This window comes from Actinomadura fulvescens (assembly GCF_039533225.1).
Lineage (GTDB): Bacteria > Actinomycetota > Actinomycetes > Streptosporangiales > Streptosporangiaceae > Spirillospora > Spirillospora fulvescens.
The window spans coordinates 475,847-502,206 of sequence record NZ_BAAATD010000001.1 but is presented as its reverse complement, the minus strand read 5'-3'; the positions used below and the strand labels follow the sequence as shown (position 1 = coordinate 502,206).

Here is a 26,360-nt window from a genome sequence, read left to right as displayed (position 1 = left end):
TGCCGCGCTCTCTCGTTCGCTCCGCTCACGTATTAACCTCCGAAATCTTGACTCCCCCGTGCAGTAGGTCTTCACGCAGGCGCGCCGCGAACTCGGGCGAGGCCTCGCAGAGCGGTGGCCGCAGGGGGCCGCCCGGAAGGCCTCGCAGGTTCAGCGCTGCCTTGACGGCGATGGCGCCCTGCGTTCGGGTCATGATGGCGGTGACGACGGGCAGCAGCCGGCGGTGGATCGCCAGCGCCCGGCCCGTGTCACCGGCCAGGTACGCGTCGATCATCTCATGGAGATCGGCGCCCACGACGTGGCCGACCACGCTGACGAACCCGGCGGCGCCCATCGACAGCCAGGCCAGGTTGAGCGCGTCGTCGCCCGAGTAGAAGAACAGATCGGTCGCCGCCATCACCTGGGAGCCGGCGAACAGGTCGCCCTTGGCGTCCTTGACCGCCACGATCCGCGGGTGCTCGGCGAGCCTGATCAGGGTCTCGGTGTGGATCGGCACCCCGGTGCGGCCGGGGATGTCGTACAGCATGTTGGGCAGGCCGGTGGCGTCGGCCACCGCGGTGAAGTGCCGCAGCAGCCCCTCCTGCGGGGGCTTGTTGTAGTACGGGGTGACGACCAGCAGGGCGTCGGCCCCGGCGGCCTCGGCCGCCCTGGCGAGCCGCAGCGTGTGCTCGGTGTCGTTGGTCCCGGCACCGGCGACGACGCGGGCGCGGTCGCCGACCGCTTCGACCACCGTGCGCAGGAGCCGGTCCTTCTCGGCGTCGCTCGTCGTCGGCGACTCCCCCGTCGTCCCGCTGACGACCAGGCCGTCGTGGCGCTGCTCGTCGACCAGATAGGTCGCCAGGCGCGCGGCCCCGTCGTAGTCGACGGCGCCGTCGGCGGTGAACGGGGTGACCATGGCGGTCAACATCCGCCCGAACGGCGGTGTCCGATCGCCGTGAGCCGCCGATGTCCGATCGCCATCGGACACAGCGTCGCTCGTTGTGCTGGGTGCCATGCACCGAAGGGTAACGTTCCAGCCGGTCGGCGTGGACCCGCAGGCCCCCTTCCCGTGTGTCACCACCGTTCGGTGGCGGGCCGTGCGGCGCGGGATTCGCAGCCCGCGGGCGCGGCCGGGGGGTGGCGGAGCGTGAGGGGCCGGTGGTGACGGATTGTCGCCGGAACGGGTATGAAGGTTCCGGAAAGAAGGAAGAAGCCGCCGCCACACGCTCGGGGGTACGCGCGGCGACGGCTTCTACATCCACATCGTGGCACGCAAATGCCGCGTTACGGGGTCAGTCCTGCCAGTTTCCGGACTCGGTTGGATAACGTGCGCACGTCCCTCCTCAGGGAGCCGGGTGTGCGGCGGTTCGGGCCGCCGTACGGGGATCGGTCAGGCGCTCTGCTTCACGGTGGTGATTTCGTGCAGACGAGCGCGCAGCTCCTCGATGCTGAGGGTGCGGACGAGTTCGTTGCCTCGTACGGCCCACCAGTGCCCGGAGCCTCCGCGGCCGAGCCGCCAGCCGGCGAACTCGACTGAAAGCTCCAGCAGCCGGTCGGCATCGTGCCACGCTGTCTGCTCAATGCTCATCGGCCTCGTTCCCCACTTCCCTTGTCGTCCGCCAGGAGGTGTCGGTACCCACCCAGCCCTACCCCGGTTCGGGCCTCCACAACAAGCCTTCTGAACTGCGGAAACGCGGGAAAGGGAACGTGACAAGCAGGCTTGCCTAACCGCCAACGTTTGCTGGCGCGCGCGGCAGCCAGGTTGCCCGGTAACGGGCCCACTCCGCCGGGCTGGTCGTCCAGTCGGCGTACACGCCCACCCCGTAGGGGCGTGCGGGTGGCCGGTCCAGCGCGTCCAGCCCCCGCCGGACGCCGCGCAACGCTCCGGGCAGGTCCTCCGCCCAGTCCATCGAGGGCCGGTACGTGGGAACGCCGATGAAGACGGTCGTGCGGTCGCCGATGAGCCGCAGCGTCTGCTCGGTGTGCCAGGCGAAGTGCAGACCGGCCAGCGAACGGGTGGGCAGCCCCACGTCGTAGGTCATGATCGCGACCTGGTCCGCGCGGTCCGCGATCTTCGTGAGGAAGTCGCGGGTGGGCCTCGGCGGGTAGTGGGCCCGGCCCCAGCCGCGCGGCAGCAGCGCCTTGTACACCGGCTGGAGCGCGTCGACGGTGGTGAGCTGCTCGATCGCGACCGACAGCAGCCGGCCGCGCGGCCGGGTCAGCGCGCGGGTCTCGTCGAGCAGGGTCAGGAACCCCTGATCGTCGTGGTAGATCGGCTCGAAGTCGTAGTGGATCCCGGCGAAGCCCAGATCGAGGAAGATCATGTCGGTCTTGAGGACGGTCTCCCGTACGGCCCGATCGTCCAGGTCCACCAGCCCGTACCCGTCGACCTTGCGGATCTGGCCCAGATAAGCCTGCGGGCGCACGTCCGGCGCGTGCCTGCGCATGGCCGCGATCAGTTTCCCGGCGTTGCGGTACTTGGCCGGCGGCACGCTCCCGTTCGGCTCGAACGGCCCGGCGTGGAAGTAGACGTCGGTGATCCGGTTCTCGCGGAGGAGCCTGGCGAACGCCCGGTACTCGTCCTCGGTGTGCTCCTCCCCCACCCACTGATGCCGCGCCCACAGCGCGTTCACCTCCGTGCCACGCGCCTCCGGCTCCGGCTGCCACCACACCCAGGCCCCCGCGAACACCAGGGCCACCAGCCCCAACACGTAAACGGCCAGCCAGCCGATTCTCTTGAGTACACCGCGCATCATGCTCATCACACGGACAGACGCTCCAGAACCCGTACAAGTTCACGCAGGTGGAACGACTGTTCCGCAGACCGCGCCCGGTCGGCGCCGCCTGGACGGCAGCATCCGGGTTGGCCGGATGCGGCCACGGTGCCCGGGGTCGCCGCCCTGACCGGACTGTCCGGGTCTCGGCCTCACGCCAAAGCCGAGGCCGAGACCAGGACGGGTCTCAAAAAACGGGGATGATGTCCTCGGGATCGATGACGTCGACCGTGACGCCGTCGATGTCGAGTTCGGGGATCGCGGGGAACTCGATGCCCCAGCGCTCCACGATGGCCCGGACGCGGGCGATGGCGAGCTTCCAGTTCTCCGCCTGCTCCTCGAACGACAGCACGCCGAGACCGGCCTCGCGGGCGTGGTTCATCAGCACGCGGTGGTTGTCGAGGAAGTACGGGGGCAGGTCCCAGAACCCGTCCGGCGGCTCCCAGAGGATCATCGAGAGGAAGACGAACCCGGCGCGCAGCTGCTTGGTGATCTGGCCCTTGACGTCATCGGTGAGGCCGGGCCACTCGTTGTCGAGGATCGTCATGCAGATCTGCAGATGCCGGGACTCGTCACGGCCGATGCGCTGGAACATCTCGCCGAAGACCGGGTGCGAGGTGCCCGACGCCATGCCGCGGAACAGCGTGGACGCCGCCATCTCACCCATCATGAAGCTGGTGAACAGCACGGCGAGCGAGTACTTGCCCACGGCGCCGCTGTAGCCCTGCCAGTACCGGCCGCCGTTGTGGTAGAGCCAGCCGATGTTGTTGTGCGCGGCCTTCTCCAGGTCGGTCTCGGGCGTCCAGTCGAGCGGGCCGCCCGGCCACAGCTTGGCGATCGTGCGCTGGCAGCACTCCTCGTGGTTCATCTCGTCGCGGGTGATCGAGAAGAAGCACTTGCGGACCGGGTCCTCCTCGTGCTGCTCGAACGCGTGGATGGTCGCCCGGGCGAACACCGCGGGTCCGGAGGCGTCGAAGTTGGCCAGCACCGCGAACCAGTACATGATCCCGAGCCGCTGTTCCGGCGTGAAGTCCTCGGGCCGCAGGCCGTCCCAGGGCAGGTCGGCGGGATTCCAGACCATGCGCTTGGACTTCTCGTAGATGGCGGCGAGCTTCTCGGTCTCGACCCGCCACTCCATCGGATAGATGTTCGGCTGCGGGATCTCGGGGGCGGGCCAGAACCCGCCCTCCGGAATGGTCAGCTTGTCGGCCATGCGCGGCTCCTGAGGTCTGGCGGCGTCACGGCTTTGTGACGCTGACTCTCCCATCGTGCGGGAAAGTGTCACAACTCGCAAGCGCCGCGGGTGCCCGGCGGACCCGGGTTCGCTGGGTGAGGGCCACGCAGACCAGCACTCCCAGCGCCGCGAGCCCGGTGGTCGCGTCGATGAGCTCGTCCAGGACGAGGCCCGACCACAGCAGCGTCAGAATCGGCTGCGCCAGCTGCACCTGGCTCGCCGGGGCGATTCCGATCTTGGCCATGCCCGCGTACCAGGCGAAGAAACCGAGGTACATCGAGCCCACCGACACGTAAACGAACCCCGTGACCGCGCGTCCGGTCCACTGCGGTCCGGTCGTGGCCAGCAGCCAGCACGTCACCGGGACGGTGAGGGGCGCGACGAGGACGAGGGCCCACGAGATGACGCGCCAGCCCGGCATCTCGCGGGCCAGCCGGCCGCCCTCGGCGTACCCGATGGCGCAGACGACGAGCGCGGCGAACAGCAGCAGGTCGGCCACCGTGAAGTGACCGGCTCCGCGGACGAACGCGAAGCCCGTGATCCACGCGGCTCCGGCGCCGCTCGCCAGCCAGAACCCGCGCGACGGCCGTTCCCCCGCCCGCAGCACCGCCATCACGGCGGTCGCGGCGGGCAGCAGGCCGATGATCACCGCGGAGTGGGCGGACGAGGCGCCGCGGTCCAGCGCGAGCGAGCTGAGGACCGGGAACCCGAGGACGACCCCGCCCGCGACCGCCGCCAGCCCCGCCCACTGACGGCCGCGCGGCAGGGGCGCGCGGGCGGCCAGCAGTGCCACGGCGGCGAGGGCGGCGGCGACCGCGGCGCGGCCGATGCCGATGACGTACGGGTCGAGCCCGTCGAGCGCGAACGCGGTGCCGGGAAACGAGAAGGAGAAGACCACCACGCCCACGACGGCCAGCCCCAGGCCGCCGAGCGCTATCGGCAAAGAGTCAGTAGCGCTATCGTTGTCTCTCATGAAACAGGATAGCAGTGTGGTCTCCCTGGCCGATCGGCTGCGTACCGAGGTGGGCCGGATGCGCGCGGGCGACCGGCTGCCGTCCAGCCGGACGCTCGTCGAGCGGCACAGGGTCAGCCCCGTCACGGTGTCGCGGGCGCTCGGCATGCTGGCCGCCGAGGGCCTCGTGGTGACCCGGCCCGGGAGCGGCACCTTCGCCGCGGACCGGCCCGCGCCCGCCGCCGGACCGGCCGATCTCAGCTGGCAGTCGGTGGCGCTCGGCGACCGTTCGGTCGACGCGAACGGAGTGTCCTGGCTGCTCATGCCGCCGCCCGAAGGGACCATCGCGCTCAGCGGCGGCTATCTGCATCCCTCACTGCAGCCGCTCCGGGAGCTGGCCGCCGCGGGCGCGCGGGCGGCACGCCGACCGGACGCGTGGGAGGCGCCGCCGCTGAACGGGATCGCCGGGCTGCGCTCGTGGTTCGCCCGTTCGGTCGGGGGCGAGCTCACCGCGGCCGACGTGCTCATCACCGCGGGCGGGCAGCAGGCCCTCACGTCCACGTTGCGAGCGCTACTGCCTCCGGGCGCCCCGCTGCTCGTCGAGTCCCCGACCTATCTGGGCGTCCTGGCCATCGCACGCGCGAACGGCCTGCAGCCGGTGCCGGTCCCCATGGACGCGGACGGCGTGCGCCCCGACCTGCTCGCCGAGGCGTTCGCCATGACAGGGGCACGCGTCTTCTACTGCCAGCCGACGTTCAACAACCCGAGCGGCGCCCGCCTCACCGCCGAGCGCCGCGCGCAGGTCCTGGCCGTCGCCCGTGCGGCCGGCGCCTTCGTGATCGAGGACGACTTCGCGCGCCACCTGGCGATCGAGCCTCCGCCGGCCCCGCTCATCAGCCACGACACCGACGGACGGGTCGTCCACGTCGCGCCCGTGACCAAGGCGACCTCCGCCAGCATGCGGATCGCGGCGGTGATCGCGCGCGGCCCGGTGGCGGAGCGCATCCGGGCGATCCAGATGGTCGAGGGCTTCTTCCCCGCCCGGCCCCTCCAGGAGGCGCTGCTCGACCTGGTGAGCTCCCCCGGCTGGCCGCGTCACCTGCGCGCGGTGCGCGCCGCGCTGAGCTCCCGGCGGGACGCGCTGCTGACCGCCCTCGCCCTCGAGCTCCCGCAGGTGCACGTCGACCGCCCGGCCGGCGGGCCGCACATGTGGGCACGGCTGCCGGACGGTATCGACGACGTCGCGCTCGCCGAATCCGCGCTGCGCGCCGGGGTGCTGGTCAGCGCCGGCCGCCCGTTCTTCCCCGCCGAGCCGCCGGGCCCGTACCTGCGGATCAGCTTCGGCTCGGCGACGTCGGAGGCCGAACTGGCCGAGGGCGTCCACCGCCTCGCTCAGGTCATTTCTCCGTGACCAGGCAGAACTCGTTCCCTTCAGGGTCCTGCCAGACCTGGAAGGGCCGCCTGGGGTCGCCCTGGGGCTCGCTCACCGGGCTCGCGCCGAGCTCACGCGCATGAACGCCCGCCACCTGGATGTCGGGCACGTCCAAATCGAGGTGGACACGGTTCTTGACCCGCTTGCCCTCGGGCACGAGCTGGAACGACAGGAGCGGCCCGTCCTGCCCCAGCCGTTCGAGGTCGATCCAGTCCTCCTCCCTGGTCGTGACCTTCATGCCGAGCAGCCCGCCCCAGAACGCCACCATGAGGTCCAGGTCATTGCAGTCGATCGCGACGTTGCCGACCTTCGGAACCACGCGGAACTCCCCTCACTGAGACACCGTCCATCACGCTATGACGGTGTCATGCCCGTCCGCAACCAGTCATAACCGATTACCGGTGTCGTCTTGGTAGAGTGACCACGTGACCGAGACATCCCGTTCGGCCCTGCTGCTGCGGGACTTCGTCAACACCCTCGACGTCGAGTGCGACGCCGACGAACTCGCCACGCCCGCCAAGCTGGCCGAGTGGCTGACGAGCCACGGGCTCCTCCCGCCCGGCTCCCCCGTCCCGGACGAGCAAACCCTCACCACAGCGACCGACCTCCGCGACGGCCTCCGCGAAGCCATGCACGCCCACCACGCCCCGGCCACCGACGACCTCCCACCCGAACTGGAGACGGCGCTCGCCAGGCTCCCGCTCCGCGTCACCCTCACCGGCCCGCGCCCCACGCTGGTGCCCGTCGGCACCGGCACTCCAGCCGCGCTCGCCCGCCTGGCCGCAGCCGTCATGGAGGCGTCGGCCGACGGAAGCTGGCCCCGCCTCAAGGTCTGCCTGGAGCGCACCTGCCGCTGGGCGTTCCTCGACACCTCCAAGAACCGCTCCCGCAACTGGTGCTCGATGCGGGTCTGCGGCAACCGCACCAAGACCCGCGCCTACCGCCAGCGCTCAAAGCTCTCGCAGCAGCCCTAGGCTGGGGCTCCGAACGAGAGGACGATCATGGCTGATGTGGGCGTACGGCCCGCCAGGCGCGCGGACGCCGCCGCCGTCGCCGACATCCAGGTGCGAACGTGGCGCCAGGGTTACCGGGACCTGCTCCCGTCCGCCGCACTGGAAGAGGTCACCAGCGCCGACGCCGAGAAGGCCTGGCGGGAACGCTGGGCCCAAGCCGTGAGCGCGCCGCCGAGCCCCCGGCACCGGCTGCTCGTCGCGGTGGCGTCCGACCTGGTCGTGGGCTTCGCCGCCCACGGTCCGGCCGAGGACCGCGACCATGATCCGGCCCACGCCGCCGAGCTCCTCACCCTGCTGGTCGACCCCCTCCACGGCCGGACCGGGCACGGCAGCCGCCTGCTGGCCGCCACGGTCGACCTGCTCCGCGAGGACGGCGTCAGCACCCTGATCAGCTGGGTCTTCGAGGACGACACGGTCCTGCGGACGTTCCTCGGCTCCTCCGGCTGGGCCCCCGACGGCACCGCCCGCACCCTCGACATGGGCGCCCCCGTCCGCCAAATCCGCCTCCACACCGACATCACCGAGGTCTAAGCGACCCCACAGACCTCCGCCGTCACGCGAGCGCGCGGCGCTGAGCGGGGAGCGAGCCGAAGGCGAAGCTCCCCGCTCAGATCGCGAAGCGATGTCGCGGTCGCCGCTTTTGCGGTTCGGGTCCGAGCCGCCAGGCGAGGACCCGAGGCCGCGAAAGCCATAAAGAGAGGGTGGGTGAGAGGCATCGTGGCCTCGGGATTATGTTTGAAGCCGAGTGCTTCGGGATTGATTGATCAGCTTCGGGACTTCCATTGACTACCTCTGTGACACCGCCGCCGCGTACGCCTGCGGTGGGGACGTTGTCCGGCCGGCGTCGCTGGTTGTCGATGGTCGTCATCAGTCTCGGCGTTTCGCTGATCGTGGTGGACGCGACCATCGTCGGTGTCGTGTTGCCGCAGATGGTGGACGGGCTGGGGCTGACCACGTCCGACGCCGAATGGGTCAACTCGGTCTACTCGCTGGTCTTCGCGGCGCTGCTGATCCCGTTCGGGCGGGCGGGTGATCTGGCCGGGCGGCGGCGGATGTTCGTGGCCGGGGTCGCGGTGTTCGTGGTGGCCAGCGTGCTGGCGGCGGTGGCTCAGAGCGGGGGGCAGCTGATCGGGGCGCGGGCCCTGCAGGGCGTCGGCGCCTCGATGATCATGCCTGCGACGTTGGCCACGGTGAACGCGATGTTCACCGGCAAGGACCGGGCCGTCGCGTTCGGGATCTGGGGCTCGCTGATCAGCGGCATGGCCGCGCTGGGGCCGCTGCTCGGCGGGGCGCTGGCGACCGGGGGCGGCTGGCGCTGGGCGTTCGCCGTCAACCTGCCGCTCGGGGCGCTGCTGATCGTTGGGGCGTTCCTGCTGATACCCGAGACACGGCAGCCGGGGAACGGTCCGCGCGGGATCGACTGGCTCGGCGGCGCGCTGTCGGCGCTGGGGCTCGGCGCGCTCGTCTGCGGTCTCATCGAGGGGCAGACGTACGGCTGGTGGACGGCGACCCGGCCGTTCGAACTCGGCCCGTTCGGCTGGCCGTCGGGACTGTCGCCGGTGCCGGTCGTGCTGGCGCTGGGAGTGCTGCTGCTCGCCGTGCTGGTGGTCGTCGAGCGGGCGCGGGCGGCGGCGGGGCGTTCGGTGATGCTGGATCTCAGCTTGTTCCGGATTCCCAACTTCCGCCGCGGCAACCTGGCCGCCGCACTGATCAACGTGGGCGAGCTCGGGCTGGTCTTCGTGCTGCCGCTCTTCCTGCTCGGGGTGCACGGCACCTCGCCGTGGCAGATCAGCCTGGCGATACTGCCGCTCGCGATCGGCGCGTTCGTGTCCGGCGGGTACGCGGGGCGGCTCGCGGGCAAGCGCGGTGCCCACCAGGTCGTGCGGATCGGCATGGTGCTGGAGGTCGTCGCGGTCGTGGCGCTGGCCCTGACGATCACCGCGTCCACCGGGGGGCTGGGCCTGGCACCGTGGATGTTGCTGTACGGGCTGGGGCTCGGGCTGACGTCGGCGCAGCTCACCAACGTGTCGCTCGCCGACGTGCCGCCCGCCCAGGCGGGCCAGGCGTCGGGCACGCAGTCCACGGTCCGCCAGATCGGCGCCGCGCTGGGCATCGCGGTGATCGGCACCGTGTTCGCCACCAGCCTCGGCCACGCGATGGCCGACCGCCTGGAGGGGTCGGGCGTGCCCGCGGAGCGGCGGGCGGTGATCGCCGAAGAGCTGCGTGAGAGCGCCGGCACGTACGCCCGCGAGCTGCACGCCACCCCGGCGCTCGCGGCCGCCGCGGATGAGAGCCTCGCCACAGCGGCCCGGCGGGGAGCCCTGGCCACGGCCCTGATCCTGGCGCTGGGCCTGGGGCTGGCGTGGCGGCTGCGCCCGAGCAGTGATCAAAATGGGCGACAATCGGAAACCCTGTCGTCCCACGAAAACGAACGGTGACTGTGGCCACGCTCTCGCAATGGGTCGCCGGCTCCCGGCCCCGTACCCTCCCCACCTCCCTCGTGCCCGTCGTCGTCGGCACCGGTGTCGCGATCGGCGAGGGGCAGGCGGTGTGGTGGCGTGCGGCGCTGGCGGCGCTGGTCGCGCTCATCCTGCAGATCGGCGTCAACTACTCCAACGACTACAGCGACGGCGTACGCGGCACCGACGAGGAACGGGTCGGTCCGCTCCGGCTCGTCGGCGCCAAGGTGGCCAAGCCCCGGCAAGTGCTGGCGGCGGCGCTGGGCTGCTTCGCGGCGGCGGCGGTCGCCGGGCTGGTGCTGGCGGCCGTGACGACCTGGTGGCTGCTGCTGGTGGGCGCGTTCGCGATCCTGGCGGCGTGGTTCTACACCGGCGGCAAGAACCCGTACGGCTACCGCGCGCTCGGCGAGATCTCGGTGTTCGTCTTCTTCGGCCTGGTCGCCGTGGTCGGCACGGTGTACGTGCAGGTCGAGGGCATCCCGTGGGAGGCCTGGGCGGCGGCCGTGCCGATCGGGCTGCTCGCGTGCGCGCTGCTGGTGGCCAACAACCTGCGGGACATCCCCACCGACGAGGTCTCCGGCAAGCGCACCCTCGCGGTCGTGCTCGGCGACCGGTGGACCCGCGTGCTGTACGCGGCGTGCGCGGCGTTGCCGTTCATGTTCGTGCTGGCTCTGGCCGCGCCGCACCCGTGGGTGCTGGTGGCGCTGCTCGCCGCGCCGCTGTCGATCCCGCCGACCCAGAAGGTGCTGAACGGGGCGCGCGGTCCCGCCCTGATCCCGGTGCTGGGCGAGACCGGCCGCCTCCAGATCGCCTATGGCGTGCTGCTCGCCGTGGGGCTCGCGCTCTGACCCAGGTCCCAGACGATCTCCGGTGAGCCGGCGTCGGCGAGGGCCTTGTTGACCGCGCTGAACGGCCGGGTGCCGAAGAACTTCTTGGCGCTGAGCGGACTCGGGTGAGCCGACTCGATGACGGTGTGGTGCACGCCCGTGATGAGCCGGGCCTTCTTGCGGGCGTAGGCGCCCCACAACACGAAGACGACGCGTTCGGGCTTGTCGTTGAGCGCCCGGATGGCGGCGTCGGTGAACTCCTCCCAGCCCTTGCCCGCGTGCGCGCCCGCCTCGCCCTCGCGCACGGTCAGCACGGCGTTGAGCAGCAGCACGCCCTGGTCGGCCCAGGGCGTCAGGTCACCGGTCTTGGCGAGCGGGACCTCCAGGTCGGACGCCAGCTCCTTGTAGATGTTGCGCAACGACGGCGGCAGCCGCACGCCCTCGCGCACGCTGAAGCTCATCCCGTGGGCCTGCCCGGGGCCGTGGTAGGGGTCCTGACCGAGGATGAGGACCCGTGCCCGCTCGTACGAGCAGTGCCGGAACGCGGCGAACAGGTCCTCCTGGGGCGGGTAGACCGTCCGGGTCGCGTACTCCTGCGCCACGAACGCGCTCAGCGCCGCCGTCGCGATCGGGTCGAGCAGCGGATCGAGCCGCTCCCGCCAGTCGTCGGACAGCAGTTCCATCAGGTCGAAGGACATTCCGGGCCTCTCCGGGGAAGGGGTTCTCCAGCTACGCACGAGCCTATTGCCGAGGTCTGACACGCCAGTGCCGAATCACCGGAGGCAAGCACGACCAACTCTAGGATGAAGGCATATGCCCGACTCCCCCCGCGGGCGGCGCGTCACCGTCGTCGCCGCCCTGCTCGCGACCCTCGCCTCCGGTGCCGCCGGCTGCGGGTCCGACGGTCCTGCGACGCTGACCGTGCTGGCGGGTTCGTCGTTGACCGACGTCGCGGGCGAGCTCGGCGCCGCGTACCGGCAGGAACACCGTGACGTGCGGGTGCGGTTCGTCTTCGGCGGCTCTCAGGAGGTGGCCGAACGGGTCGCCGATCGCGAACCCGGTGACGTGCTGATGACGGCCGACGGGGCGAGCATGGCCGTGGTGGAACGCCGCCTCACGGGCCGCCGCCGGATCGTCGCGCTGGGCTCGCTCACCATCGCGGTCGCGCCCGGCAACCCCAGGCGCATCCGTGGCCTGGGCGATCTCAGCCGCCGCGGGCTGCGGGTCGCGGTCGGCGCCGCGACGGTCCCGGTGGGCCGGTACGCGCGGGAGATCTTCACCCGGGCCGGGCTCACCGTGCGCTGGACGTCCGAGGAGATCAGCTCGCGGTCCGTGCTGAACCGGGTGCGGGGCGGCGAGGCGGACGCGGGGCTGGTCTACATCACCGATCTGCGGTCCGCCGGCGCGGCCGCGAGCAGCGTCCCCATCCCGGCGGACGCGAACGTCACGGCCACGTACCACGCGATGGCCGTGAAGGACACCGACAACGAGGAACGGGCTCTGTCCTTCGTCGCCTGGCTGTCGTCCCCCACGGCCCGCAAGCTGTTCAACAAGCACGGTTTCGCCACTCCCGCCGTTCACGTCACGTCCCGTCCCACTCCGTCGGGAGAGTGAGTCAGGCACGCTCGGCGCGGGCCTTGAGCGCGGCGTTCATCGCCGCGAACTCGTCCTTCATCCGCAGCTGACCGGTGGCCACCGGAACGAGCGCGCCGGTGAACTTCTCGCCCTGGGTCAGGCGGACCTTGCCGTCGCCGGCGGGCTCGATGAGGAAGTAGTGCTCGCCGTCCACGATCCCGGGCACCCACATCCGGCCGATCCAGCGCAGCTCCCGGCCGGCGTCGGCCTTGAGGATCTCGGGCTTGAACGTCATGACCCCGCCGTTGCCATCGCGGAGCTTGTTGTCGAGCTTCGTCCCCTTCTCGGCGGTGCCCTTGACGCTGACGATGAACGGGTTCCACTCGGGGTAGCGCTGGAAGTCGGTGAGCACCTGCCACACCCGGTCGGCGGGCGCCGCGATCTCGACGCTGGTGCGGATCTCGTGCGGCTTCAGCTCGCTCCAGGTGAACAGCGTGCCGACGGCGACGACGGGGAGGGCGGCGGTGGCGAGGGCGATGCGGCGGATCTTCATGGGGGGCTCCTTGGCGATCTGGAAGCTAAGGTCTGCTTCCGTTTGGCTAACCTACTTAGCTAGAGATTAAGCTAAGGGTATTAGCCAACGCAAGGGGTGCCGGGCCTTTTTCTCAGTCGCCGGCGCTCAGGGCACGATTGAGCTGGTCACGGAGGTGGAGGAACTCCGATTCCGACGCGGTGAACTTGGTGACGCGGTTCTTCGGGTCGACGGTCACGAAGAACTTCCAGTCGCCCTTGGCCGGGTCGAGGGCCGCCTTGAGCGCCGCCTCACCGGGGCTGGAGATGGGCCCAGGCGGCAGGCCGTCGTTGACGTAGGTGTTGTAGGGCGACCGCACGCGCGTGTCCTGCTCGGAGACCCGCAGGTCGTGCCGCTTCTGCGCGTACAGCACCGTCGTGTCGAGCTGGAGGCGCCCGCCGTCGCGCAACCGGTTGTAGATCACGCGCGTGATCTTCGGGTAGTCGGCGGAACCGCCGCCCTCGGCCTGGGCGATGCTGCCCACGGTGACGGCCTGCAGGGGCGTCAGCCCCACGGCGCCCGCCCGGCGTTCGAGGCCGACATCGGCGGCGGCCTGGCGGAAGCGCTGGACCATCGCGCGCAGCAGTGACCTGGCGCCGGTTCCCGGCTCGACGGGATAGGTGGCCGGGAAGAGGAAACCCTCCAGCCTGCCGCCCGCGTACGAGGGGAGGCCGAGCCCGGCCGGGTCGGCGGCGGCCTTCGCGAACTCGGCCTGCGGGATGCCCGAGCCCTTGGCGAGGGCCGCGAGCGTCTCGTCCAGGCGCAGCCCCTCACGGACGACGATCTTCCGCTGGACGCGGGTCGCCGGGTCGAAGAGCAGGCCGACCGCCGCGGTGGCCTTCATCTCTTTGCGCAGGCGGTAAACGCCGGGGCGGAGCGCGCCCGCCTTGGACGAACCCTTGATGGCCTTGATGAACGCGTCGTCGCTCGCCACGACGCCCGCCGCCTCAAGGGACGCCGCGACCTCACGCGCCGACTGGCCCGGTTTGATCCGGACCATGGCCACGCCCTCGCCGCGCCCCTTGAAATCGTCCGGGGCCAGGGTCGCCTTGACCCATTCGCCGAAGGTGACCCCGCAGCCCGCCAGCACGACCAGGAGCACCACCCCCACCGCGAGCGGCCATTTGAGGTCTCTCTTGTCCAGACGGGAGCTCACGTCTCCATCTCCCAACAAAACCGACCAATGCCACAATTTGTAGCCATTATACTACTTAGAGTAATGAACGGGGCGCACAGGTCTCCCCATGCGCCCCGCATGACCTCAGTCAGGTGACGTCAGTGCTGCTGATCCCCGGCGCCGCGACCCCGGTTCCGCAGGTTCTCACCCTTGTCGCGGACCTGGTCCTGCAGGTTCTCGCCCCGCTTGCGCACGTTGTCCATGGTGTCGGACTCGCGCGTCCGGTCGGCGGCCTGGTCGGCCCTCTCCTTGGCCTTGTCCTTGGCGTTGGAGGCCTTGTTCTTGGCGTCGTCGAAGATACCCATAAGGCATTTCCCCCTTATCGCAGTGGTGCATGACCTGCACCAAATGGGGCCGTACCCGGAGATACGTAACGAAGAGCCCAGTGGATGGAGATGTGCCGTTGACGGTGGCGGGATCACCGGCGCGGCGGGAGTTTCGGGGCCTCGAAGCGGGGGCGGACGGTGTGATCGGGCCGGTGCGGCGGCCGGGCCTCCAGCTGGTCGAGGGCCACGGCAATGGCCCGTTCAAGCTGGGTGTCGCGGCCCTCGGCGTGGTCCTCGGGCGTGATGTCCACGTCGATGTGGGGTGAGGTGCCGTAGTTCTCCAGCTGCCAGCCGACGTCGTCGAAGGCGAACGAGAACTCCGGCTGGGTCGTGATCGTCCGGTCGGCGAGCCGATGCCGGGGCTGGATGCCGATCACGCCGCCCCAGGTGCGCTTGCCGATCAGCGGCCCGAGCCGCAGCACCTTGAACGCGTGCGCGAAGACGTCGCCGTCGGAGCCGGTCCGCTCGTTGATGAGCCCGACGAGAGGTCCGGCCGGCGACTCCTTCAGATAGGGCTCCGGCACTCCCCAGCGCGGGTAGTCGAAACCGAGCCGCGGCCGGGCGAGCCGCTGAAGCAGCAGGCCGCTCACCCACCCGCCGCCGTTGAACCGCACGTCGACGATCAACGCGTCGCGGTCGTACTCGGCGAGGAACCCGCGGTGGAACTCGGCGAAACCGCCCGCCCTCATGTCGGGCACGTGCACGTAACCGACCCGGCCGGCGGTCCGTTCGTGCACGAGGCGCCGGTTGGCCCGCACCCAGTCGCGATAGCGGCCGGGCCGCTCGTCCTCCAGCGCCGGCACCTCGATCGTCGTGGGCGCCTGCTCTCCCCGCCGCACGGTGAGCTGCACGTCCTGGCCGACCTGGTTGACGAGCTGCTCCTGCGGGCCGCCGGAGTCCGGCCCCACCGGCTGCCCGTTCACCGCGAGCAGGACGTCGCCGGGCCGTACGTCCACCCCGGGCCTGTTGAGCGGCGACGTCGCCTCCGGGTCCCACGGGTCGCCGTGCACGATGCCGGCGATCAGATAGCGGCCGGTGCCGGGTTCCAGCGCCCAGTCGACGCCCAGGTAGGCCAGCGGATAGGCCGGCTGCGCGCGGTAGGCCCCGCCGCGTTCGTACGCATGGGACGTGCCCAGCTCGCCCTGCACCTCCCAGAGCAGGTCGGAGAACTCGCTGCGGGTGTTCACCCGGTCCACCAGCGGCTTGTAGCGGTCGTAGACGCCGTACCAGTCCAGCCCGGCCATGTCCTCGGCCCAGAAGTGCTCCAGCTGCAACCGCCAGGCCTCCCGGAACATCTGGCACCATTCGCCCTCAGGCCAGACCGACACCTTCACCCTGGACAGGTCGATCCACCCGGTCGCGGGCCCCGGCCCGTCACCGTCCGGCACGTCCTTGCCCGCGGGCAGCACGCGCAGCCGCTGCCCGACGCGATACAGCAGCGTGCTCCGGTCACGGCTCACGAGGAAGTCGCTGATCCTCGACGCGAGCTGCCGCTGCCTGCCCTCGGCGAGGTCGTACAGCAGCAGCGCGCTGTTGACCAGCGTGTCGCGGATGCCCTCGATGGGGTCGTACGAGAGGAGCACCTTGCCCCTGATGCCCTCCACCCGCGCGTACCGGGCCTCGTGCACCTCCAGCGGGACGACCCGTCGTTCGATGCCGTCGAAGTCGATGTCGACACGTTCGGCGGTGTCGGCGGCGTCGGCGGATTCCGCCGGTTCCGTCTCGTCCTTACCGGGCGGCGGGACGTCGGCCCGCAGCGCGATCGCGTACGGCAGCGTCCCCAGCGGGAAGCCCAGGCCGAACTGCAACGAGTCGTCGATGGGATTGAAGACGCGGGCGCCGATGAAGTAGAGGTATCGGCCGCCGGGGTCGAACGACGGCGCCCGATCCCGGAGGACCGGCTCGACGACGACCCGGGTCTCCCGCGTGTCCAGCCGGCAGACCTTGATCGCCGTGGTCTGGGCGCTGCCCGGGCAGGCGTAGGCCAGCCAGCGCCCGTCGGGAGACCACGCCGGATCCTCGATGGCGCCGAACGGGCTGGCATCGAGCCGTACCGCCGGGGTCTGCGGGTCACCGGCGTTCACCAGCAGGAGTTCGTTGCGGTGATTGGTGATCGCCACCTGGTCGTTCACCGGAGACACCGCCAGCGCCGTCATCCGCCCGGTGTCGGCGGCCTCGAACGCAGCCGGCGCGCCCTCGCCGGCCATCAGCACGAGCAGCTCGCGGTCACCCTGGCCGCTCGCCGCCGCGATCAGCCGCTGCTGGTCGTTCAGCCAGGTCAGCAGCCGATAGCGCACACCGGTGCGCTCCCCTCGCTGGCACACCGAGCCCGTCCAGTTGTCGAACGTGAACGCCTTGCCCCGCGCCGTCACCGCGAGCCCGGAGCCGTCGGGAGTCAGCGTGGCGCCGTCCAGATACTGCGCCGCGTCCACGAACTTGCGATCCCGCTGCGAACGCGACGTCGCCAGATGAACCTCGATCCGCCGCGACCCCGCCCCGGGATCGAGCAGATACAGCTCCGCTCCCGCGTGGTAGACGAGCCGGCTCCCGTCCGTGGCGAGATTGCGGGCGTAGAAGTCCTCGTGATCGGTGTGGCGGCGCAGATCCTCTCCCCGTTCCGTACACGAGTACACGTTGCCGACGCCCTCGTGATCCGACAGGAAGTAGACGCGCTCCCCCACCCAGCACGGTGCCGCGAGGTTGCCGTCGAGATCGACCAGCCGCCGGAACGGCCCGCCGTCCTTGATCCACAGGCTGCCCGCCGTACCGCCCCGGTACCGTTTCCACCGCGCCGGATCGGCCGTGTTGCGCCCGATCACCACCCCGCCGCCCGGCCCGTAGGAGACCGAGCTCGCGGGCCCGAACGGCAGCCGCTCCGGCAGCCCGCCGCCCGTCCCCACCCGGTGCAGCCATCGCTGCCCGGCGAACGGCTGCCCCACATCGCTCGCGTAGACGATCCTGCCTTCGGCGTCCCAGGCGCTGACGGTGCAGTTGGCGCCCTGGTAGGTGATCCGCCGCGCACTGCCCCCGTCCAGCGCCAGCAGGTAGACCTCCTTGGGCCCCTCCCCCTCCCCGACGAACGCCACCTGCGTTCCGTCAGGAGAGATCCGCGGAAAGCCCACCTCGGCCACGCCCGCCGTCAACCGCCAGGCCCGCCCGCCCTCCGTGGGCACGAGCCACAGATCGTCGTCGGCCACGAAGACCACGAGATCGTCGCGCACATCGGGAAATCGCACGTACCCCGGCATCTTGGGAGCCCTCGGTGGGTCGCAGCACCGCTACGCAATCAACGTGCCGCCAAACGCGCCAACCCAACGACAACCCGAAGCAAAGCTTCGGCCCTCACAGGCCGAGCAGCGACTCGATGCCGACCGTGAGGGACGCGGGAAGCTCGCGGACGGAACGCACGCCGAGGAGCACGCCTGGCATGAACGACTCGCGGTTCATCGAGTCGTGCCGGATCGTGAAGATCTCGCCGTGGCCGCCGAGGAGGACCTCCTGATGGGCGATGAGGCCCGACAGGCGGATCGAGTGCACGTGCACGCCCTCGACATCGGTGCCGCGGGCGCCGTGGAGCTCGTCGGTGGTGGCGTCCGGCGACGGGGGCGTGCCCGCCTCGGCGCGGGCGGCCGACACCAGCTCGGCGGTGCGGTAGGCGGTGCCGGACGGGGCGTCGGCCTTGTTGGGGTGGTGCAGCTCGACGATCTCGACGGACTCGAAGAACGGCGCGGCCTTCCGCGCGAAGTGCATCATCAGCACGGCGCCGATGCCGAAGTTGGGGCCGATGAGGACGTTGGAGCCCGGCTTGGCGGCCTGCCAGCCACGGACGGTGTCGAGGCGGCCGGGGTCGAAGCCGCTGGTGCCGACGACGGCGTGCAGGCCGTGCTCGACGCACCAGCGGAGGTTGTCCATGACCACGCCGGGGTGGGTGAAGTCGACCACGACCTCGGCGGCGCCGAGGGACTCCAGCTCGTCGCCCTGGTCGACGGCGGCGACCAGTTCCAGGTCGTCCGCGCCCTCGACGGCCCGGCACACCTCGGCGCCCATCCGGCCCCGCGCGCCCAGCACCCCAACCTTGATCACGTTCGTCCTCCCGGCTCGGCTCCGCGCCCGAGCCTAGTCCAGAACGGTGCCGGCGACTCCACGGCCCTCAGTCGTCGTCGGCCGCGCCGTCCGGGATGAGCAGGCTGAGCAGCCAGCTCACGACGCTGACGATGATCGCGCCCCAGAACGCGGGCCAGAACCACTCGACGTGGAACGGCAGGCTCAGTTTCCCGGCCGCCCAGCTCGTCAGCATGAGCAGCGCCGCGTTGACCACCAGGGCGAACAGTCCCAGCGTCAGCACATAGAACGCGCAGCCGAGCACCTTGATCACTGGTTTGATGAACGCGTTGACGACGCCGAAGATCACCGCGACCGCCAGCAGGGTCAGCCACCGTTTGGCCGTGGTGTCCCCGCTGACGCTGATCCCGTCGACCAGCACGGTGGCGACCCACAGCGCGACGGCGTTGATGAGCACCCGGATGAGGAACTTCATGGGCACCTCCCTTGCCTGGGAGGCCTACCCGATCAACGACCGTGCGTAACCGGTCGCGCTACAGGCTGAAGTCGCGGTCGCCGAAGGGGCCGATCACGGTGAGGGCCTGCGGGCCGGCGAGCACGTCGGCGGCCACCTCGCGAACGTCGCCCGGGGTGACGGCGTCGATCCGGCTGAGGATCTCGTCGACCGCGAGCAGCGACTCGTACACCAGCTCGCTCTTGCCGATGCGGCTCATCCGGGAGCCGGTGTCCTCCAGGCCGAGCACCATCGCGCCGCGCAGCTGGCCCTTGCCGCGGTCGAGCTCCTCGTCGGTGATGCCCTTCTCGGCGGCCTTGGCGACCTCGTCGCGGCAGATCGACAGGACCTCGTCGACCTTGGCGGTCTGGCAGCCCGCGTAGACCCCGAAGATGCCGGTGTCGGCGTACTGCGAGGTGTAGCTGTAGACGGAGTAGGCGAGGCCCCGCTTCTCGCGTACCTCCTGGAAGAGGCGCGACGACATGCCGCCGCCCAGCACGGCGTTGAGCACGCCGAGCGCGAAACGGCGGTCGTCGGTGCGGGAGACGCCGGCACCGCCGAGCACCACATGGGCCTGCTCGGTGTCCTTGTCGACGATCCGCACGGTCGGCTCGACGGGCTGCGGCGTGCCGTCCAGCCGGGGCGGGCGGGGCAGGGCGGTGCCGTCGAGGTGTCCCTCGAAGGCGCGCGTGACCAGCCGTACGACCTCATCGTGGTCGATGTTGCCGGCGACGGCGACGACCAGGTTGTCCGGGACGTAGTGCTCGCGGTAGTACGCGTGGATGCGGTCGCGGCTCAGCGAGTTGATCGACTCGATCGTGCCGAGGATCGGCCGGCCGAGCGGCGCGTCCCCGTAGAGCGCCGTGGAGAACTCGTCGTGGATGAGGTCGCCGGGGTCGTCGTCACGCATGTGGATCTCTTCGAGGATCACACCGCGTTCGGACTCGACGTCCTCGGGCCGGTTGAGCGACGCGGCCACCATGTCGGAGACGACGTCGACCGCCAGCGGCAGGTCGGCGTCCAGCACCCGCGCGTAGTAGCAGGTGTACTCCTTGGCGGTGAACGCGTTGAGGTCGCCGCCGACCGCGTCGACGGCCGCGGAGATCTCCAGGGCCGACCGCCGCCGTGTGCCCTTGAACAGCACGTGCTCCAGGTAGTGGCTGGCGCCCGCGTCGGCCGGGGCCTCGTCGCGGGAGCCGACACCGGCCCAGATGCCGAACGCGGCGGAGCGCACGGTCGGCATGGTCTCGGTGATGACGCGCAGGCCGCCGGGCAGCACCGAGCGCCGCACGGCGCCGGCGCCGTCCGTGCCGGGGTGCACGACGTGGGTGGTGCCGGGTTCCTGCGCACTCGCCAGAATCGTCACGGGGTTCACGATCCCTCGCTGATAAGTGCCGGCCGGCCCGCCCTCGACGGGCAGGCCGGCCGGCACGCGTGCTTCGATCGGTCAGGAGTTGCGGTCGCCGCCGCCCTCGCCGCCGCGCCGGGTGCGGCGGCGGCGCGGGGCGCGGTCGCCGCCCTCCGACCGGCGCTCGCCGCGGTCGCCATCGCGGTCGCCGTCGTCCGCGGCCTCGGCCGCGCCGGTGTCGGCGGCGCCCGCGGGGGCCTCGCCGCCGTCGGCCTTCTCGGCGCGCTCGCGCTCGACGACATCGACCGGGACCAGCGACAGCTTGCCGCGCTGGTCGATCTCGGTGACCTCGACCTGGATCTTCTCGCCGACGTTGATGACGTCCTCGACGTTCTCGATCCGGGCACCGCCGTGCAGCTTGCGGATCTGCGAGACGTGCAGCAGGCCGTCCTTGCCGGGCAGCAGCGACACGAACGCGCCGAACGTGGTGGTCTTGACGACCGTGCCGAGGTAGCGCTCGCCGACCTCGGGCATGTGCGGGTTGGCGATCGCGTTGATCGCCTGCCGCGCGGCCTCGGCCGACGTGCCGTCGGTGGCGCCGACGTAGATGGTGCCGTCGTCCTCGATCGTGATGTCGGCGCCGGTGTCGTCCTGGATCGAGTTGATCATCTTGCCCTTGGGGCCGATGACCTCGCCGATCTTGTCGACCGGGACCTTGATCGTGATGATCCGCGGCGCGTAGATGCTCATCTCGGCGGGTGCCTCGATGGCCTCCTGCATGACGTCCAGGATCGCCAGCCGGGCGCCCTTGGCCTGCTTGAGCGCGGCGCTCAGCACCGACGCCGGGATGCCGTCGAGCTTGGTGTCGAGCTGCAGGGCGGTGATGACGTCGCGGGTGCCGGCGACCTTGAAGTCCATGTCGCCGAACGCGTCCTCGGCGCCGAGGATGTCGGTCAGCGTGACGTACTCGCCGCCCTCGTGGATGAGGCCCATGGCGATGCCGGCCACCATCTGCTTGAGCGGCACGCCCGCGTCGAGCAGCGACATGGTGGAGGCGCAGACCGAGCCCATCGAGGTGGAGCCGTTGGACCCGAGGGCCTCCGACACCTGGCGGATCGCGTAGGGGAACTCCTCGCGCGTCGGCAGCACCGGCAGCAGCGCCCGCTCGGCGAGCGCTCCGTGGCCGATCTCGCGGCGCTTGGGCGAGCCCACGCGGCCGGTCTCACCGGTGGAGTACGGCGGGAAGTTGTAGTTGTGCATGTAGCGCTTGGTGCGCTCGGGGTTGAGCGTGTCGATCATCTGCTCCATCCGGAGCATGTTGAGCGTGGTCACGCCCATGATCTGGGTCTCGCCGCGCTCGAACAGCGCCGAGCCGTGCACCCGCGGGATCACGTGGGCCTCGGCGTTCAGCTGGCGGATGTCCTTGACGCCGCGGCCGTCCATGCGCAGGCCGTCGCGGACGACCCGCTCGCGGACCAGCTTCTTGGTCAGCGCCCTGAAAGCGGCGGAGACCTCCTTCTCGCGGCCCTCGAAGTCGGCGGCGAGCTTGTCGGCCGCACCGGCCTTGAGCTCGTCGAGCCGGGTCTCGCGCTCCTGCTTGCCCGCGATGGTCAGCGCCTCGGCCAGCTCGGTGGCGACGGCGGCGGTGACGGCCTCGAGCACGTCGTCCTGGTAGTCCAGGAAGATCGGGTATTCGGCGGTCGGCTTGGCGGCCACGGCCGCCAGGTCGCTCTGCGCCTTGCACAGGACCTTGATGAACGGCTTGGCCGCGTCCAGGCCCGCGGCGATGGTCTCCTCGGTCGGCGCGGTGGCGCCGTCGGCGACCAGGCGCAGGGTACCCGGGGTGGACTCGGCCTCGACCATCATGATCGCGACGTCGCCGTCCTCCAGGACGCGACCGGCGACCACCATGTCGAACGTGGCGTTCTCCAGCTCGGGGTGGGTCGGGAAGCCGACCCACTGGCCCTCGATCAGCGCGACGCGCACGCCGCCGATCGGGCCGGAGAACGGCAGGCCGGCCAGCTGGGTGGACATCGAGGCGGCGTTGATCGCCACGACGTCGTACAGGTGGTCGGGGTGCAACGCCATGATCGTCTCAACGACCTGGATCTCGTTGCGCAGGCCCTTGGTGAACGAGGGGCGCAGCGGCCGGTCGATCAGGCGGCAGGTGAGGATCGCGTCCTCGGAGGGACGGCCCTCACGGCGGAAGAACGAGCCGGGGATGCGCCCGGCCGCGTACATGCGCTCCTCGACGTCCACCGTCAGGGGGAAGAAGTCCAGGTTGTCCTTGGGCTTCTTGGAGGCGGTGGTGGCCGAGAGCACCATCGTCTCGTCGTCGAGGTAGGCGACGGCCGAACCGGCCGCCTGACGGGCCAGCCGGCCCGTCTCGAAACGGATGGTACGAGTGCCGAAGGAACCGTTGTCGATCACGGCCTCGGTGCTCTGCGCCCCATCGACGCGCACAGCTTCTGTCACGGGAAACCTCCTAGGTTTCGGACGGTCCCCGCGGCTGCTTCCCGTGGCTTGTTACGCAATGCCGGTCTTCGATCGAAGCTCCCGGATCCTCTATCCCCGCCGTCGATCGGGCGAGGAGCATGCTCCGAGAGCCACTACCGAGGACCGGCCGCACCAGGGCGCTGTCCGCGGGGTGTTGTGGTCATTCAGTTGTTCGGACCGTTGATCGGATCCTTCCCGGATCCGGCCCACGGTCACCTATGAAGAAAGGGGAGTGGCCGCCGGGGCCGCCGGGATGTTCCCGGTGGCACCTCGGCAGTGGTGAACGGGCTCCGCGCGCGGAACCGTTCTCCACCGGCCACTCCCCTTCACCGTACTAGCGGCGCAGACCCAGACGCTCGATCAGCTGCCGGTACCGGTTGATGTCCTTGTTCTGCAGGTACTTGAGGAGCCGACGGCGGCGGCCGACCAGCAGCAGCAGCCCGCGGCGGCTGTGGTGGTCGTGCTTGTGCTCCTTGAGGTGCTCCGTCAGATCGTTGATCCGGCGGGTCAGCAGCGCGACCTGGACTTCCGGGGATCCGGTGTCACCCTCAGCGGTCGCGTACTCAGCGATGATCTTGTTCTTGGTGGCGGTGTCGAGCGACACGAGGCTCCTTCTGAAAACTCGTCACCCGCAGATCCCCGGCCCGCAGGCGCACAGGTCCGCATGGTGCGTATGGAAAGTGGCCGGCCACATGAGGGTGTAGCCGACCGAGCCGGGGCCTGATCCCGGCGACTATTCACCGTACCACGTCCGAAAGGCGCCCCGTGACGGAGCGGAACGGACCGTGATCAGCGGCCGGAAGTGATCTCCCTGGCGCGGTCCACGTCGCGGTGCATCTCCTCGATCAGGGCCTCGATCGACTCGAACTTGAGCGTGTCGCGGATGCGGACCTCGAAGTCCACCGCCATGTGCTCGCCGTAGAGGTCGAGATCGTCACGGTCCAGCGCGTAGGCCTCGACGGTCCGCTCCCCCGCGCCTTCGAACGTCGGGTTGGTGCCGATGGAGATCGCCGCGGGCCAGCGGAACGCCGGGTACCGGTCGGAGTCGCAGACGAGCCAGCCGGCGTAGACGCCGTCGGCGGGGATCGCGGTGTGCGGGAGCGTCTCCAGGTTGGCGGTCGGGAAGCCGAGCTGCCGTCCGCGCTGGTGGCCGCGGACCACGACGCCCTCGACGCGGTGGGGGCGCCCGAGCGCGTGGCAGGCCTCCTCGACCGCGCCGCTCTCCAGCAGCGCCCGGATGCCGGTGGAGGAGATCTTGTCGCCGTTCGCCACCAGGGGCACGCCCTCGGCGGTGAAGTCGTACTTCTCACCGAGCTCGGTCAGCAGCGCGACGTCGCCCTTGGCCTTGTGGCCGAAGCGGAAGTCCTCGCCGACGATGACGTGCGCCGCGTGCAGCCGGTCGACGAGCACCGACTGGACGAACTCGTCCGGCCCCACCTTGGACAGCTCCAGAGTGAACGGGACGACGACCACCGCGTCGGTGCCGAGGCCCTCCAGCAGCTCGATCCGGCGCTTGGTGGAGCTCAGCAGGGGCGGATGCGTCCCCGGCCGCACGACCTCGTCGGGGTGCGGGTCGAAGGTGATCACAACGGACCGCAGGCCCCGCTGGCGGGCCAGCTCGGCGGCGCGGCCCACGATGCGCTGGTGGCCGCGGTGAACGCCGTCGAAGACGCCGATGGTGATCACCGATCTGCCCCAGTCGGCGGGAACCTCGTCGAGGCCGTGCCAGCGCCGCACCATGATCTCCCTGCGTTGGACGTTCTGTCGCCTCACAGACTGCCATGCGCCGCGTGACGTCACGACCGAGGGGGTTGCCCTCGCACGCCCGTCCCCCGAGCGCGCACCATCGGCAGCGGCCCCACAAGTCTACTCGCCGGTAGCGCCTTCCCCTTCGCAATCGGCGCCGTTCTGGGCACTTCGGCCGCGCGGGTAGCTTCGGCGAGGTGACCCTGCAGACCGAGATCGGCGTGCGTGGTGACGAGGAGCACACCGAACGGGAACCCCGGCGTGGCCTCCTCGTCTCGCTGGCCTCGTGCGTTCTGGCGGCCGTGCTGACCGGTCACCGCGCCGTTCCGGGAGGCCCGGGCACCCTTCTGGATACCGCGCTCCCCTGGCTGGGCCTGCTGGTCCTGCCCCTGGCCGTGATCGCGGCCGTGCGCCGAGCCTGGTGGCCGGGGCTGGCCGCCGTCCTCCTGCCCGCGCTCGTCTGGTCGCTGATGTTCGGCGGCGCGTTCCTGCGTTCCGCACCCGGAGGCCCGTACGACCTGCGGGTGATCGGCCAGAACATGTACGCGGGCAACCGCACGCCGGCCGCCACCGCCGCCGCGCTGCTGTCGACCCGCGCGGACGTGCTCGCGCTCGTCGAGCTCTCGCGCGGCTCCTACCCCGAGAGCCTGGACACGGCCTTCCCGCACCACGCGGTGAAGGGCACCGTCGGCATCTGGAGCCGTTTCCCCATCCGCGACGCCGAGCCGGTCGATCTGGACATGGGCTGGACCCGCGCGATGCGCGCGACCCTGGTGACGCCCAAGGGCGACATCACCACGTACGTGGCGCACCTGGCCTCGGCCCGGCCGGGCTACACGAGCAAGCGCGACGCCACGATGCACCGGCTGTCCTCCACCCTCCGCGCCGACCGTTCCAAGCGAATCCTGCTGCTGGGCGACCTCAACACGGCCACGACCGACCGCAAGCTCGGCGAACTCGTGCCGCCGCTGCGCGAGGCCCACGAGACCGCAGGCTCCGGCATGGGCTTCACCTGGCCAGGCGGATTCCCCCTCACCAGGCCCGACCACATCCTCTACGCGGGCTTGGACGCCGTGAACGCCGCGACCGTGGCGACTCCGGGCAGCGACCATCACGCCGTCCAAGCCGACTTCCGCCTTTGACACGCAGTCGTCTAGGCCGACTGGTAGACGACCAGAGAGACCGCGATGTACTGCATGACGTACGCGGCGAGCGTGCAGGCGTGGAACACCTCGTGGAAGCCGAACCAGCGCGGCGAGGGATTGGGCCGCCGCAACCCGTAGACCACGCCGCCCACGCTGTAGGCGACGCCACCGAGCGCCACCAGCGCACAAGCGGCGACGCCGGCGCCTGACAGGAACTGCGGCACGAACAGCACCGCCACCCAGCCGAGCACGATGTAGAGCGAGACGTACAGCCAGCGCGGCGCCCCGACCCAGGTGGTCCGGAAGACCACTCCCGCGATCGCGCCGGTCCACACCACGGCCAGCACCGCGATCCGGCCCGTCCCGTCCAGCGCGAGCACCGCGAAGGGCGTGTAGGTCCCGGCGATGATCAGATAGATGTTGGCGTGGTCGAACCGGCGCAGTACCTCGATCATCCGGTTGGAGCTCTGCCGGTGGTACGTCCCGGAGACCCCGAACAGCAGTCCCGACATCGCGACGTACACCGCCGAGGACAACCGCGCCTGGAGCGTCGGCCCCAGGGCGACCAGCACGAGACCGGCGGCGAGCACGGCGGGAAAAGCGCCGATGTGCAGCCAGCCCCGTAGCCGGGGCTTGGTCGGCGACGGGACCTCCGGGGGCGGGGATGACGCTGTCTGGTGTGACGCCGTGGCCATGGACACCTCCTCCGCTATCAAACCTACGTTCCCGTAGGTTACGCAAGCGTAGGTTG

Annotated in this window: 25 protein-coding genes; 7 read left to right on the top strand and 18 right to left on the bottom strand. The window is 70.8% G+C overall.

Features of this window, described 5'->3' with window-relative positions:
* Positions 1-25: 25 nt before the first annotated feature.
* From dapA to ABD333_RS02335, 5 genes are all read right to left on the bottom strand, one after another.
* Positions 26-907: a 4-hydroxy-tetrahydrodipicolinate synthase gene (gene dapA, locus ABD333_RS02355; protein WP_344537205.1), complete on the bottom strand. Its 882-nt coding sequence runs from the start codon at positions 905-907 to the stop codon at positions 26-28.
* Between the two features lie 462 nt (positions 908-1,369).
* Entirely contained in the window at positions 1,370-1,567 is a 198-nt protein-coding gene (locus tag ABD333_RS02350) for a hypothetical protein (protein WP_344537204.1), read from the bottom strand.
* A 136-nt stretch (positions 1,568-1,703) separates the two neighbouring features.
* The gene (locus ABD333_RS02345) at positions 1,704-2,741 is read right to left on the bottom strand and encodes a glycoside hydrolase family 18 protein (protein WP_344537203.1); all 1,038 of its coding nucleotides are present in this window, start codon (positions 2,739-2,741) and stop codon (positions 1,704-1,706) included.
* Between the two features lie 199 nt (positions 2,742-2,940).
* Positions 2,941-3,966 carry a hypothetical protein gene (locus tag ABD333_RS02340; protein WP_344537201.1) on the bottom strand — a complete coding sequence of 342 codons (1,026 nt, stop codon included), beginning with the start codon at positions 3,964-3,966 and terminating at the stop codon, positions 2,941-2,943.
* 25 nt (positions 3,967-3,991) lie between these two features.
* Positions 3,992-4,960 (bottom strand): DMT family transporter, encoded by a 969-nt coding sequence (locus ABD333_RS02335; RefSeq protein WP_344537199.1) that lies wholly within the window; start codon positions 4,958-4,960, stop codon positions 3,992-3,994.
* Between ABD333_RS02335 and ABD333_RS02330 the strand changes: the two genes are divergently transcribed.
* Positions 4,959-6,350: an aminotransferase-like domain-containing protein gene (locus tag ABD333_RS02330; protein WP_344537197.1), complete on the top strand. Its 1,392-nt coding sequence runs from the start codon at positions 4,959-4,961 to the stop codon at positions 6,348-6,350. The genes ABD333_RS02335 and ABD333_RS02330 overlap by 2 nt on opposite strands.
* Here ABD333_RS02330 and ABD333_RS02325 read toward each other — a convergent pair.
* Positions 6,337-6,690 (bottom strand): VOC family protein, encoded by a 354-nt coding sequence (locus ABD333_RS02325; RefSeq protein WP_344537195.1) that lies wholly within the window; start codon positions 6,688-6,690, stop codon positions 6,337-6,339. The two genes, ABD333_RS02330 and ABD333_RS02325, sit on opposite strands and share 14 nt — an antisense overlap.
* Before the next feature lie 106 nt (positions 6,691-6,796).
* Between ABD333_RS02325 and ABD333_RS02320 the strand changes: the two genes are divergently transcribed.
* From ABD333_RS02320 to ABD333_RS02305, 4 genes are all read left to right on the top strand, one after another.
* Positions 6,797-7,345, top strand: a complete 549-nt coding sequence (locus tag ABD333_RS02320; RefSeq protein ID WP_344537194.1) for a CGNR zinc finger domain-containing protein — start codon at positions 6,797-6,799, stop codon at positions 7,343-7,345.
* A 27-nt stretch (positions 7,346-7,372) separates the two neighbouring features.
* The gene (locus tag ABD333_RS02315) at positions 7,373-7,915 is read left to right on the top strand and encodes a GNAT family N-acetyltransferase (protein WP_344537192.1); all 543 of its coding nucleotides are present in this window, start codon (positions 7,373-7,375) and stop codon (positions 7,913-7,915) included.
* A gap of 290 nt (positions 7,916-8,205) precedes the next feature.
* The gene (locus ABD333_RS02310; protein WP_410556653.1) at positions 8,206-9,822 is read left to right on the top strand and encodes an MFS transporter; all 1,617 of its coding nucleotides are present in this window, start codon (positions 8,206-8,208) and stop codon (positions 9,820-9,822) included.
* A 2-nt stretch (positions 9,823-9,824) separates the two neighbouring features.
* Positions 9,825-10,691 (top strand): 1,4-dihydroxy-2-naphthoate polyprenyltransferase, encoded by an 867-nt coding sequence (locus ABD333_RS02305; protein ID WP_344538809.1) that lies wholly within the window; start codon positions 9,825-9,827, stop codon positions 10,689-10,691.
* Here the strand turns inward: ABD333_RS02305 and ABD333_RS02300 are convergent.
* Complete coding sequence (locus ABD333_RS02300; RefSeq protein WP_344537189.1) at positions 10,655-11,368, bottom strand: uracil-DNA glycosylase; 714 nt, start codon at positions 11,366-11,368, stop codon at positions 10,655-10,657. The two genes, ABD333_RS02305 and ABD333_RS02300, sit on opposite strands and share 37 nt — an antisense overlap.
* Positions 11,369-11,483: 115 nt before the next feature.
* Between ABD333_RS02300 and modA the strand changes: the two genes are divergently transcribed.
* The gene (gene modA, locus ABD333_RS02295) at positions 11,484-12,284 is read left to right on the top strand and encodes a molybdate ABC transporter substrate-binding protein (protein ID WP_344537187.1); all 801 of its coding nucleotides are present in this window, start codon (positions 11,484-11,486) and stop codon (positions 12,282-12,284) included.
* A 1-nt stretch (position 12,285) separates the two neighbouring features.
* Here the strand turns inward: modA and ABD333_RS02290 are convergent, their stop codons facing one another.
* The 10 genes from ABD333_RS02290 to ABD333_RS02245 all read right to left on the bottom strand — a co-directional run bounded on the left by ABD333_RS02290 (position 12,286) and on the right by ABD333_RS02245 (position 24,455).
* Entirely contained in the window at positions 12,286-12,798 is a 513-nt protein-coding gene (locus tag ABD333_RS02290) for an SRPBCC family protein (protein ID WP_344537185.1), read from the bottom strand.
* Positions 12,799-12,910: 112 nt separating this feature from the next.
* Positions 12,911-13,972: an endolytic transglycosylase MltG gene (gene mltG / locus ABD333_RS02285; RefSeq protein ID WP_344537183.1), complete on the bottom strand. Its 1,062-nt coding sequence runs from the start codon at positions 13,970-13,972 to the stop codon at positions 12,911-12,913.
* 119 nt (positions 13,973-14,091) lie between these two features.
* Entirely contained in the window at positions 14,092-14,298 is a 207-nt protein-coding gene (locus ABD333_RS02280; protein WP_344537182.1) for a hypothetical protein, read from the bottom strand.
* A gap of 113 nt (positions 14,299-14,411) precedes the next feature.
* Positions 14,412-17,555, bottom strand: a complete 3,144-nt coding sequence (locus ABD333_RS02275) for a S41 family peptidase (RefSeq protein WP_344537180.1) — start codon at positions 17,553-17,555, stop codon at positions 14,412-14,414.
* A gap of 106 nt (positions 17,556-17,661) precedes the next feature.
* A complete protein-coding gene (dapB, locus tag ABD333_RS02270) occupies positions 17,662-18,402 on the bottom strand; it encodes a 4-hydroxy-tetrahydrodipicolinate reductase (RefSeq protein WP_344537179.1) in 741 nt (246 codons plus the stop codon).
* A 67-nt stretch (positions 18,403-18,469) separates the two neighbouring features.
* Positions 18,470-18,856 (bottom strand): phage holin family protein, encoded by a 387-nt coding sequence (locus tag ABD333_RS02265; RefSeq protein WP_344537177.1) that lies wholly within the window; start codon positions 18,854-18,856, stop codon positions 18,470-18,472.
* 58 nt (positions 18,857-18,914) lie between these two features.
* Positions 18,915-20,240, bottom strand: a complete 1,326-nt coding sequence (locus ABD333_RS02260) for a M16 family metallopeptidase (protein ID WP_344537175.1) — start codon at positions 20,238-20,240, stop codon at positions 18,915-18,917.
* Between the two features lie 81 nt (positions 20,241-20,321).
* Complete coding sequence (locus ABD333_RS02255; RefSeq protein WP_344537173.1) at positions 20,322-22,697, bottom strand: polyribonucleotide nucleotidyltransferase; 2,376 nt, start codon at positions 22,695-22,697, stop codon at positions 20,322-20,324.
* A gap of 355 nt (positions 22,698-23,052) precedes the next feature.
* Complete coding sequence (gene rpsO / locus ABD333_RS02250; protein ID WP_151564710.1) at positions 23,053-23,322, bottom strand: 30S ribosomal protein S15; 270 nt, start codon at positions 23,320-23,322, stop codon at positions 23,053-23,055.
* A 185-nt stretch (positions 23,323-23,507) separates the two neighbouring features.
* Positions 23,508-24,455 (bottom strand): bifunctional riboflavin kinase/FAD synthetase, encoded by a 948-nt coding sequence (locus ABD333_RS02245; RefSeq protein ID WP_344538807.1) that lies wholly within the window; start codon positions 24,453-24,455, stop codon positions 23,508-23,510.
* A 206-nt stretch (positions 24,456-24,661) separates the two neighbouring features.
* Here ABD333_RS02245 and ABD333_RS02240 point away from each other — a divergent pair, with 206 nt between their 5' ends.
* The gene (locus ABD333_RS02240; RefSeq protein ID WP_344537170.1) at positions 24,662-25,606 is read left to right on the top strand and encodes an endonuclease/exonuclease/phosphatase family protein; all 945 of its coding nucleotides are present in this window, start codon (positions 24,662-24,664) and stop codon (positions 25,604-25,606) included.
* Between the two features lie 11 nt (positions 25,607-25,617).
* Here the strand turns inward: ABD333_RS02240 and trhA are convergent, their stop codons facing one another.
* Positions 25,618-26,304 (bottom strand): PAQR family membrane homeostasis protein TrhA, encoded by a 687-nt coding sequence (gene trhA, locus ABD333_RS02235; RefSeq protein WP_344537168.1) that lies wholly within the window; start codon positions 26,302-26,304, stop codon positions 25,618-25,620.
* Positions 26,305-26,360: the final 56 nt, after the last annotated feature.